7 protein-coding genes are annotated in these 12,546 nt (G+C 36.1%); all 7 read left to right on the top strand.

What is annotated here, in order from left to right; genetic code table 11:
* Window positions 1–450 precede the first annotated feature (450 nt).
* Window positions 451–3,924 carry a two-component regulator propeller domain-containing protein gene (locus tag A3EM_RS0135640; protein WP_020533036.1) on the top strand — a complete coding sequence of 1,158 codons (3,474 nt, stop codon included), beginning with the start codon at window positions 451–453 and terminating at the stop codon, window positions 3,922–3,924.
* Between the two features lie 441 nt (window positions 3,925–4,365).
* On the top strand, window positions 4,366–5,592 hold the full coding sequence (locus A3EM_RS0135635) for a DUF4856 domain-containing protein (RefSeq protein ID WP_020533035.1): 1,227 nt from the start codon (window positions 4,366–4,368) through the stop codon (window positions 5,590–5,592).
* Between the two features lie 26 nt (window positions 5,593–5,618).
* The gene (locus tag A3EM_RS0135630) at window positions 5,619–6,746 is read left to right on the top strand and encodes an imelysin family protein (RefSeq protein WP_211212039.1); all 1,128 of its coding nucleotides are present in this window, start codon (window positions 5,619–5,621) and stop codon (window positions 6,744–6,746) included.
* A 2-nt stretch (window positions 6,747–6,748) separates the two neighbouring features.
* Window positions 6,749–8,116, top strand: a complete 1,368-nt coding sequence (locus A3EM_RS0135625) for an HTTM domain-containing protein (RefSeq protein WP_026210792.1) — start codon at window positions 6,749–6,751, stop codon at window positions 8,114–8,116.
* On the top strand, window positions 8,094–10,568 hold the full coding sequence (locus A3EM_RS0135620; protein WP_211212038.1) for a TonB-dependent receptor domain-containing protein: 2,475 nt from the start codon (window positions 8,094–8,096) through the stop codon (window positions 10,566–10,568). The genes A3EM_RS0135625 and A3EM_RS0135620 overlap by 23 nt, the downstream gene beginning before the upstream one ends.
* A 367-nt stretch (window positions 10,569–10,935) precedes the next feature.
* Window positions 10,936–11,589 carry an SGNH/GDSL hydrolase family protein gene (locus A3EM_RS0135610; protein ID WP_020533030.1) on the top strand — a complete coding sequence of 218 codons (654 nt, stop codon included), beginning with the start codon at window positions 10,936–10,938 and terminating at the stop codon, window positions 11,587–11,589.
* Window positions 11,590–11,857: 268 nt separating this feature from the next.
* Window positions 11,858–12,460: an RNA polymerase sigma-70 factor gene (locus tag A3EM_RS44670; RefSeq protein ID WP_157638245.1), complete on the top strand. Its 603-nt coding sequence runs from the start codon at window positions 11,858–11,860 to the stop codon at window positions 12,458–12,460.
* The last annotated feature ends 86 nt before the right edge of the window (window positions 12,461–12,546 follow it).

Here is a 12,546-nt window from a genome sequence, read left to right as displayed (position 1 = left end):
TTTTTTTTTGCTCCAGAATTTACAAGTTTTATTATATCCCGGAGATTCAGTTTTTAGGAATCCTTCTCGACATAAAAAGAGAATTGAAAACCCTAAATGAAGGATCCTAAAAAAGAATATCTTCCTTTTAAAAAAATATTTCTTAAGGAATAGATATTAAAAACAATAAATAATTGCTAGAAAAATGTGTAAAATTTTATTATATTAGGTGTTTATAGGTTAATTTACAATTATGTTTGTTGTTTGCACTTGTCAATCGATGGGATTTTATTAGTTTTTTTTCAGCTGGCTTTTTCATTTTACAATAAAAGTCCAAATTTGTTTTAAAAATTTTTCAACCAAAATTATTAATTGCCATTCTTTGGTAATACTTAGAAATAACCTTAATCGTAAATAATTTGGACGGAGTAGTTTTTTGTGATTTGATTTTTTAGCTGAAAATGTTGTTGGATGGATCAAAAGGATGAGGTTCAAAAACCAAGAAAGATATTATGTCTTATAATTTTACTGGCTGCATCTAATTTTATCCTCGATAAGATTTATGCGCAATCTCCCATAATATTCAGGAAATTCACTGTCCAGGAAGGGCTTTCTCACCAATATGTCAGTGCAATCGTTCAGGATTTGGAAGGATTTATCTGGGCTGGAACCCAGGACGGACTTTGCAAATTTAATGGAAACGATTTCCAGATTTATCGGGTAAAAAACCAGGATACTACAGGGTTACTGAGTAATAAAATACGGGCATTAGAAATTGATGCTGAGGGTAATTTATGGGTTGGAACCTGGGGAGGTGGCTTATGTATTTATAATCAAAAATTGGATCGATTTGAATCCTTTCCCTTCCCCCAAAATGCTCCTTTTCAGGCAGAATTTGTTTATGATTTACACAAAGATAAAAATGGCCAGCTGTGGGTAGCCACAAAAGGAGGATTAGGCCATATTTTAAATCAAACAAAAACCGTAAAGTTTTATAATCACATTCCGGGAGATGCTGAAAGTATAAGTAGTAATCAGGTTACTTCCATTGCAGAAAATGAGTTTGGACAACTTTGGTTGGGAACGTTGGGGGGAGGCGTGAACTTTTTTGATCCACAAACAAAAAAATTCAAGAGCTACACAAATGAGGAAAATAACCCGGAAAGTCTTTCTGAAAATGCTGTGAATGTGGTTTTTTATGATAGCAAGAAAAGGTTATGGGTAGGAACCGGTAGGGTTGGGGTAAATATGATGGAACAAAATTCAGGGAAGTTTAAAAGGTTTGTTCACCGCCCTGACGATATAAGTAGTCTACCCAATAATCAGGTCTGGTCTATGGCCGAAGGCAGTGAAGGGCAAATATGGATAGGTACAGATCATGGTTTATCTCTTTTAAAAGAAGGGGAGATGGAGTTTGAAAATTACCATAACCACCCTTTTGATCCCAAAAGTTTGGTAGGAAGCATTGTCAAAACGCTATATGTAACTTCCCAAAATCAACTATGGGTGGGGACCTATTTTAGTGGATTAGGTTTATTTGATCCTAATTTTTTGAAAATGCAGCACTATTATAGAACCAATGATCCCAAGTCACTGTCGGGTAACGATGTAAGCAGTTTTGCTGAGACAAAAGATGGTACTGTTTTAATTGGTATCGATAACAATGGATTAAATCTATTCGATAGAAAAACTGGAGAGTTTACCCATTTTTTTCATGAAAGTAATAATCCAGAAAGTCTGGGAGGTAGCAAACCACTTTCGATTTTGGTCGATCAAAAAGATAGAATTTGGATTGGATTCTGGGGAGATGGTCTGGATCTATTTGATTTGAAAACTAAGAAATTCAGGCATTTTACATCAAGTTTAGGAGAAAATAAGGGACCCAACAGTGATTATTTGTTTTCCTTATCAGAAGATCAAAAAGGAAATATCTGGATAGGGACCCTCGATGGGGGACTCAATAAATTTGATCCTGAAAATCATTCATTTGAGTATTATTCTTATAATCCTAATAATGAGGGGAGTCTATCCGATATAGAGGTTTATGCTGCGACAGTGGATAGTAAAGGCAATATTTGGGTAGGAACGGGCAATGGAGATTTAAATTTGATGAGGAATGGTACAGCGGAATTTGAGATTATTCCCACCGGGAAAAATAAATATACTATTCTCGAAATTATGGAAGATTCAAGAGGTCAGATTTGGCTGGGCACTGAAGGGGGAGGAATAACCCGACTAAGTGAAGATTTTGAGAGCTATACAACTTTTACCGTGGAAGAAGGCCTTCCAAATAATCAGGTAAATTCAATTGAAGAAGATGAAAATGGAATTTTGTGGTTAGGGACGAATTTTGGAATTTCCAGGTTTGATTCAGAAAATGAGGAATTTACCAATTTTCAAGTCAATGATGGGTTACAGGGAAATTATTTTAACAGACACACTTCTTATAAGCTGAGTTCAGGGGAGTTGTTATTTGGAGGCTTAAACGGGTTTAATATTTTCCAGCCGGATAGTTTATTGATTTATACAGAAGGTATACCCATTATTTTTACCAGGTTGAATTTGTTTAATAAGGAGGTTGAAATTAGTAAAGAAGATTCTCCATTGGAAACTCAGATTAATTTGGCTAAAGAAATTACCCTTTCGCGCTCTCAATCAGTTGTAAGCATTGAATATGCTGGGCTTAATTTTACATTTCCAGAAAAAATCAACTACAAATACAGACTTGAAGGATTTGTAGATGAAAGTTGGCAAAAAGTTGGAAATGAAAGGAAAGCCACCTACACTAATCTAGCTCCGGGCCATTATACTTTTTCGGTTGCAGCCGATGGAAATCAAAATGAGCAAAGTACCATCAAAAGTATTGATATAATAGTACTGCCTGCCTGGTGGGAAATCTTATGGGTAAGGATTATTGGTTTAATTTTAATTATTGTACTAATCTTGGTTGGAGTAAAAGCAAGAATAAGAATGCTGTTAAACCAAAAATTGGATTTGGAGCAAAAGGTAACAGATCGAACAAAAAAAATTATGGATCAAAGCCAGGAACTCAAAAATTTAACCAATGACCTGGAACGCCAAAATGAGGAATTATCCATCCAGCAAGTACAACTTAACATACAATATGAAAATTTAGATAATGCTTACAAGACTTTAAAAGAAACTCAATCACAGTTGGTGCATTCTGAGAAAATGGCCTCTCTGGGTATTCTTACTGCGGGAATAGCTCATGAATTAAATAATCCTATAAATTTTGCCTTATCCGGGATTATTGGTCAAAAAAAAGCTTATGAAAAGTTGATGGAAGTAGTGGAAGAGTGTAATAAAATAAATAATGAAAATTATAACGCTCAACTTAATTATATAAGTGAATTAAAGGAAAAATATCAATTCGAAAAACTAAAAGAGCTAATCAAATTAGTGACAAATAACATTGAGGTAGGAGTAAAAAGAAGTGCCAATATCGTACAGGAATTAAGGACCTTTGCCAAAATGGATGCGCGTTCTTTTGAAGAACTGGCCATTGAGGAAGGAATTGAATCTTGCCTGACTTTACTCCATGCCCAGTTTACAGGTCGCATCCAAATCAGGAAAAAATTTGAGGTGCTCCCCAAAGTATTTGGAAACCCTGGTAAATTAAATCAGGTATTTCTAAATATAATTTTAAATGCCATACAAGCTATTGAGGGAGAAGGAACAATTTGGATAGAAACCTTTTTTAAAGATAATATGGTGATTATTAGAATTAGAGACACTGGGAATGGGATTGATCCTGCAATTCAGAATAAAATTTTCGAGCCATTTTTTACTACCAAATCAGAAGGGGAAGGGATGGGTTTAGGTCTTTCAATTTCAATGAGTATTATAAAAGACCATAAGGGTAATATTGAAATTAATAACTGGCAAGAGGGTACTGAGTTTATTATATCACTTCCCCGACAATAGTAACCTATTAAAGTATTAAGGTAGTTGAGATTACTTAGGTTTCCGACTGCCCATTAGGTTTATTCATGGTTGAATGTTTTCACTTTTAATGCTCTTCATAATTGTTCTTACCATTCCTTTCATTTTTTTGAAGTCCCCCTCTTACACCATAATTAGGTAGTGTTTTATCATCATGCTACACCCAGAATTCAAACAAAAACAATTACTTGTTTGCTACCAAAGCTCCCATAACTTGGAACGTTATATACTTGATTATAAGCGTTTTGTATAATATTTTTTCTTGATAATAGCCCTTCGTAAGTATTTACAGACGCAATCACTTAGCTAGTACTAGGGATAGTGAAATTAGCTAGTACTAGGTATTGACTTATCAAATCTCTATTGTTAATTTTGCAACACTATTTTTATTTAGCCTAAATAAGCTTAGAAATCACTCATTACATGAAAAAAATATTAGTACTAGCATTAATCAGCGGGATGTTATATTCCTGTTCAGAAGATGAAAATCTATCACCAAGCGTAAATGCTCCTGAGACTTATACTTTTGAGCGAAATTCAAGTTCAACAGTAGCCTTTAATGGCCAAACCAACCGAATTATGATGGCGAAAGAGCTGGTTGGAGGGATGCTTGACTTCGCAATGACTAAAGAACAACTCCTGGAAATGTATCGCAATGAGACTGCTTCGGGAGGGGATGCCGCTCCTTTTGAAAATTCAGATTTAAATAGTGCTACCCAAAGCATTAAAAGTAAAGTAGCTGCTTCATCGGATTACTTTTCGACCAACACCACCGAATCAAGTGAAGTAAAAGCTGATTTTGAATCCTGGATTAATGCCCAAATAGATGAGGTATTTCCAAATCAAAACAAGGTGGCTGCTCCCGGAATAGCCGGACAAATTGCAGATGGCAGTTCTACCCGGTATGTGAACAAACTTGGCCTTGAATATAACCAGGCTGTAGCCAAATCATTAATTGGTGCATTGATGGCTGACCAGATGCTCAACAACTATCTTAGTTCATCAGTATTAGATGCCAATAACAATCAACAAGAAAATGATGACAAGATAACAGTGGATGGAAAAAGCTATACCTACATGGAGCATTATTGGGATGAGGCCTACGGTTACTTATATGGAACAGCCACAGATAAAGAGAATCCTAATCCTACTGTGGGAAGTGATGATGATTTTCTGAATAAATATCTCGGAAGAGTAGATGGAGATGAGGATTTCTCGGGAATTGCAGATGATTTATTCAATGCCCTGAAGCTTGGTCGGGCTGCAATCGTAGAGAATGGCTATAGTTTAAGAGATGAACAGGTTAAAATTATTAGGGAAAAAGTATCCCAGGTGATTGCGGTGAGGGCAGTTTATTATTTGCAACAAGGGAAAGCAGCATTGCCTGATGATCGCAACAATGAAGCTGCTTATGGCTCAACTTTTCATGCACTTTCAGAAGGTTATGGATTTATTTATAGTTTAAGGTTCACCAGAATGCCGGATTCGGATCAACCTTATTTTACCAAATCTGAAGTAGATACTATGCTTAGTAAACTGATGGGAGATGGTGCAAATGGCTTATGGGATATAGAGGAATCAACCCTTGACAGTATTTCTGAAGAAATAGCTGCAAAGTTTGATTTTACAGTTGCTGAAGCGGGATCATAATTAAAACTTCTTAAACCATACCAGGCATGTCTAAATATTATTTGAGCATAAAAGCATTTCGATTCATTTGGAGTTGGGCCATGATCATTTTTATGGTGGCCTGCTCTACTGAAAATGAACCAATGACAGATACCGATAATTTTGATCGGCAGGTTATGCTTGTAAATTGGGCTGATAATATCATTATCCCGGGGTATGAAAATTATGTGGGCAAAGTCACTGATATGGTGAATGCCAAAAATGTCTTCCTTGAAGACAGAAGTACCGAAAACTTTGATGGCTTAAAAAATGCCTGGCTTGAAGCTTATATTGCCTGGCAATCAGTCTCTATGTTTGAAATTGGCAAAGCCGAAGAATTATCCATCAGAGATTATACAAATGTATATCCCACAGACAATGCGGGGATTGAGGATAATGTAAACTCAGAAAGTTATGATTTAAATCTGCCATCCTTAAGGGATCAACAAGGGTTTCCCGCCCTGGATTATTTACTTTATGGATCAGCAGAAAACTCATCCATGATTTTGGCCCGGTTTGAAGCTGAGGAAAATTTAAGAAACTATTTAAATGATCTTATCACTCGTTTATCTGATCTTTCAACAGCTGTTTTACAGGACTGGGAGGGAGGATATCGCGATGAGTTCATTAATAATGATGGGTCTACGGCCAGTAGTTCGGTGAATAAACTGGTTAACGACTACTTATTTTATTATGAAAAAGCCCTTAGAGCGGGAAAAATTGGTATTCCGGCAGGAGTTTTTTCTAATACACCTTTAAGTAATCGGGTGGAGGCTTTCTACAAACAAGATGTTTCTAAAACGCTTTTTATGACATCCTTAAATGCCTCTATTGATTTTTTTAATGGACGGTACTTTAATGGCAACGGACAAGGAGAAAGCCTTAAAAGTTACCTGGATTTTCTTAATTCAGTTACTGACGGAAGTAACCTTTCCGATTTGATAAATGATCAGTTCACCAGTACTAAAGTACAGGCAGAAAGTCTGGGTGAAGATTTTTATGCTGAGGTAGAGAATAACAACGATAATATGCTTCAGACATACGATGAACTCCAGACAAATACTATTCTACTTAAAGTAGATATGTTCCAGGCACTTAACATACAGGTTGATTATGTAGATGCTGATGGTGACTAAAAATGAGATTTTTTAACAGTAATTACTTTTTAAAATCAACTAAGGCTGCACCATTTGCAGTCTTTCGCATTTTTTTTGGTTTCTTAATGGCCATAAGCCTTATACGTTTTTGGGCATTAGGATGGATAGATAAACTTTATATTAGCCCTTCCTTTCATTTCTCCTATTATGGTTTTGAATTTGTCAAACCCCTAGGTGAATGGACCTATTTACTTTTCTTAATCTGTGGTATCTCAGCGGTCAGTGTAGGCATTGGTTATAGATATCGTCCATCCATTATCCTCTTTTTTTTGTCCTTTACTTACATTGAATTGATGGATAAAACCACATACCTGAATCACTATTATTTTATCTCCTTAGTGGCTTTTGTATTAATTTTTTTACCAGCAAATGCCTATTTTTCAGTGGATGCAAAGCGTCAGCCGAAGCTATCATTTGAGTACGTGCCCAGCTGGTCGATTGATACCCTCAGGCTTCTTGTGGCAATTGTTTACTTTTATGCAGGGCTGGCTAAGCTCAATTCGGACTGGTTGATACAAGGAATGCCTTTAAAGATATGGTTACCAGCTCATTACGACTTACCAATACTGGGTAAATTTTTTCATCACAATTGGTTGATTTACTTTTTTAGCTGGTCGGGAGCCATTTTTGATTTATCCATTCCCTTTTTGCTGCTTATTAAACGAACCAGAACAGCAGCTTTTGTTCTGGTGGTTATATTCCATATGCTCACCTGGCTGCTCTTTCCGATTGGGATGTTCCCATTTGTTATGATTCTGGCGGTGACAATCTTTTTTGATGCAAAATTTCATGATAAACTCGTATCCATATTTTCAGTAGCGCTTAGAATAGATAAAAAAAGATTTGATAATCAAAAAGTTCTTCCACAAAGTTCAGATCAGACCAATAGAGCCACCTTACTTCTCCTTTCCATTTTCTTTGTATTTCAGTTAGCATTTCCTTTTCGTCATCTGGCTTATAGTGATGAATTATTCTGGACGGAAGAAGGCTATCGCTTTAGCTGGAGGGTAATGTTAATGGAAAAAACCGGATATGCGAGCTTTAAAATTAAAAATTCAAAAACCGGGGAACAATTTTATGTCAATAATGCGGATTTCCTCACCTCATTTCAGGAGAAGCAAATGGCTACTCAACCTGATTTCATTTTGGAATATGCCCATTATCTTAAAAATCATTTTGAGCACCAGGGACATGAAAATTTAGCAGTATATGTAGAAAGTTATGTGGCCCTTAATGGCCGAGGAAGTACTTTATTTATAGATCCTTCTACCAACCTGGTGGACATGAAGGAATCATGGAAACATAAAACATGGATTTTACCATTTAATGATGAAATTAAAGGTTTGTAATTTATTGATCATACTTTTTGGCATTTCAGCACCTCTTTTGGGTCAGTATAATTTAAAAGGAGTGGTGAAAGAAAGCAATTCCCAAAAACCTATTAAAAATGCGGAGATATTTATAAAAAAAGAGGCGCTAAAAGTAAATACTGAGGATAATGGCAGTTTTATTTTCAAAGAATTGAAAAAAGCGGATTACACTGTGGTCATCTTTGCCCTGGGCTATAATTCGATTACAAAAAATATTAGTCTGCTGGCCGACACTTCTCTTACCTTTATTTTGCAACCTTTTGATGGGCAAATGGATGAGGTGGTGATCAGCCAGAAACAAGAAGAAAGTTTTGGTCTTAACAGGCTAAATCCCATTGAAGGAACCTCTATATATGCAGGTAAAAAATCCGAGGTTATTTTAATGGATCAGGCAATTGGAAATCTGGCTGCCAATAATGCCCGACAGATATATTCACAGGTGGTGGGACTAAATATTTACGATAATGGAGATGCCGGGCTCCAGCTGAATGTAGGTGGTAGAGGGTTGGATCCTAATCGTACTGCCAACTTTAATACCCGCCAAAATGGTTATGACATCAGTGCGGATGTTTTGGGTTACCCTGAAAGCTATTACACACCTCCTGCGGAAGCCATTCAACAAATTGAGGTGATCAGAGGGGCAGCTTCTTTACAGTACGGGACACAATTTGGAGGTTTGATCAATTTTAAATTGCGAGAACCAAATCCCAACAAAAAAATTGAATGGAATTCCAGACAGTCGTATGGTTCATTCAATCTTTTCACTAGTTTCAATAGTTTAAGTGGTACAATAGGACGATTCAGTTATTATACCCATTTTAATTACAAAAGAGAGGATGGCTTTAGGCCTAATTCCGGATTTGATTCCAAAAACTTTTTTGCTTCATTGGATTATGCATTGACTGATCAAACGAATTTAACTTTCGAAACCACTTATTCAAGTTATCTCGCCCAGCAACCTGGTGGACTTACGGATAGCCAATTCAATGAAAATATGTATTTCAGTAACCGGGAAAGAAATTGGTTTTCCGTAGACTGGAAACTTTTTGCTTTAAAGTTGAAGCACAAGTTTTCTCCTCAGACCAAGATGAGTCTTAATCTTTTTGGCCTGGATGCTCAAAGAGATGCATTAGGCTTTCGTGGAGATGCAAAAAGACCAGAGCGAAATCCAATAACTGAACCTGATGATCCGGATGTTTATACACGCGATCTTATTGTGGGTAAATTTAATAACTGGGGAGCAGAAGCTCGCTTATTGCACCATTATTCGATGTTTAAGAAAAAATCGGTGTTTTTGGTTGGTGTTAAATATTACCAATCAGCTAATAGTTCAATTCAGGGTCCGGGAAGCCCGGGCTATGATGCTGATTTTTCATTCACTTTTGAATCTAATCCTTCCTATCCAAATCAATCAGATTTTTCCTTTCCAAACCTGAATCTGGCCCTGTTTAGTGAAAATATTTTGAACCTGTCCGACAATTTATCCATCACACCGGGGATGAGAATTGAATATATTAAAACTGAATCTACCGGGAACTACACTGAAGTGAGGTATGACCTGGCTGGTAATGAGATTTTTAGAGAAACCAGAGCCGACAACCGTACCCTGGAGCGCCCTATTATCTTGTTTGGGCTGGGAGTGGATTTTTATCATTCAGAACAACTGGAACTCTATGCAAACTTATCTCAAAATTATCGTTCAGTCACTTTTAGCGATATCAGGGTGGTGAACCCTACCTTTATGATTGATCCGGATATTACGGATGAGAAAGGCTTTACGGGGGATGTTGGTATTCGGGGAAAATATGATGGTATATTTTCATATGATGTAAGTCTTTTTGCCCTAAGGTACAACAATCGAATAGGCACCATTCTGGTCAGTTCCGGGCCCAACAAAGGTAATCGGGTTAGAAAGAATATCGGTGATGCATTCATCTATGGTCTGGAGACATTTGTGGACTGGAATGTCATAAACACTATTCATAAAGATATGAATCTTTATAAATTTGCACCTTTTGTAAATTTTGCCCTGACAAATTCTCAATACCTTAGCAGTGAAGAAAGTAATGTGGAGGGTAAAATGGTAGAGTTCATACCTCAGATAAATCTAAAGACAGGAATCCGGTTAGGGTATAAGAACCTGTTGGGAAGTCTTCAGTACACGTTCTTATCGGATCAGTTTACTGATGCTCAAAATTCTTCAATTCCCGATCCTGGGGAAAGTACAGAAGGAATAATTGGCAAAATACCTTCATATGATATTTTGGATTTTTCTTTGTCTTATGCCTATAAGGCGATAAAACTTGAATCAGGGATTAATAATTTGCTGAACGAAAAGTATTTTACCCGTAGAGCTACAGGATATCCCGGCCCGGGAATAATTCCATCGGCACCCAGAACATATTATATAACTTTGGGATTCAGGATTTAATTTCTTCCTTCATCTGGCCTCTATTGTGAGTATCTGGAAAATGCCTCTTGTAAATAAGATCAGTAGGGGAGGAGCCATATAAAATGGGATTTTTACCCGAAATGTTTAGATTTGACAGTATGGTTTCCGGTATCAAACAATTGAGAGAAAGCAGGGAAAAAACATAATAAAATTGCTTCGGATGTTAAGGGATAATCTGGAAATTTTTTCTGTTTACAACTATTTCAAATCGTAGTTTTTTGGGTAGGAAAAAATGGGGATCAACAATTATTTATTATATGGTAAATGTTGGCTACTAATGTTTTCCCAAGGCTAATGAAACACAGGAAATCTGTGCAGGAAATACTTTATCTTAACATTTAAAATAATGAAAGCAGTATTATTATTTTTTATTCTAATTATATCATTTCAATTTACAAAATCGGATAAAACAGCGCTTTTCCTGGGAGATTCTCTGACTGCCGGGGATGGAGTGGACAAAGCGCTCACTTTTTCTGCAAGGGTTGGACAGAATTTTGAGGGCTTAAATAGCATAAACCTGGGTCGATCGGGTTGGCCTACTACAGCCTACTTAAAAAGGTGGGATGAGGTAACCCAAAAGTTTCCTAAGCAGGCTGACTTCATTTTTATGCAGCTTGGAGCCAATGACCTTCGTGTGGATGGTCATTCAGATGAAGTAGTGCAACAGTGTGCTGTGAATATGAAGGAAATTCTTAAACGGTTGGAAGAGATTTACCCTCAAGCCCAGATTATTCTGATGTCGAGTACAAAAATCGATTATACTCAGATGAATGAACAGATCAGGAATGCAAATTTTGGAGCACATACTAATGAATATATCAATAGCATTGGAAAGAAATACAAAAAGCTGGCAAAATCTGAAGATTATGGGTTTATTGATCTCTATCAGAAAGTCCCGATACACAGCACACATGATGGGGCTCATCTCACAGAAGAAGGACATGCAAAAGTGGCTGATATCATAATTAAATATTTAGAATCTTATTCAACCGGGTACTAATTTAAGATTTTGCCTGGTATAATTTCAAACTTAGCGGACAATCCATTTTCAGTTATAAAATAAACTTAACAGTAAGGCTTGCCAAGGAAAATATATCACCACCTGAAATTTGCAACAGAGGCAAATCTCTTATAACTTTCCCAATAGTTAAATTAGTGATAACAGAAAAAATTGAAGTTTAGAGAATGAATTATGCCTTGTTTAGTGGGCATTGGTAATTTATTTTTATGGAATAAATGCTGAAACTTGATCAAATTAAAGCATGGGTGTGGAAAAAAGAATTCAACAGGAAAGAGAGAAAGAAGTGGGTATAGAAACACTCATTGACCAATATGGCCAGGAATTGCAGGCATTTGCCTTCTTTTTTGTAAAAAATAAAGAGATAGCTGAAGAGGTAGTTTCTGATGTGTTTTTTAATATTTGGAAATTACATCAATCTAATATTAGTAAAATAAATAACATTAAATCATATCTTTTTAATGCTACAAAAAATCAATCGCTCAACTTTCTAAATTCCCCACAAAACTATAAGAACCAGACTTCGGTATCCATTCCGGAATTTCCTATTGCCATTGAATATTTTAATCCTGAAAATGCCATTTTAATAGAGGAATTAAAACTGGAACTCAATGAAGCCATACAACAATTACCCCCTCGTTGCAGGGAAATCTTCAATTTAGTAAAAATGCAAGGCATGAGCTATCAGGAAGTAGCCAATTCACTCCAAATTTCCAAAAATACCGTAAAGGAGCAAATGGCCCGGGCAATAAAACAATTGAGAATTACCATAGAAAATTATGAAAATGGGCGAGATATAAATGAAAACAGAAATCCTTTAAGCCTTTCATTGCTTATTTTATTTTTTTTATAAAAAAAATTCAACCCATGTAGTACTCTCCTTTAGAATCCCTGTCTTTGTTTTTAAAGGTTTAACCAAAACCTAAATAGAGGCTGTTG

This window comes from Flexithrix dorotheae DSM 6795 (assembly GCF_000379765.1).
In the GTDB taxonomy this organism is placed as follows: domain Bacteria; phylum Bacteroidota; class Bacteroidia; order Cytophagales; family Flammeovirgaceae; genus Flexithrix; species Flexithrix dorotheae.
The sequence above is the reverse complement of the archived record's forward strand: the minus strand, read 5'-3'. Positions and strand labels throughout refer to the sequence as shown.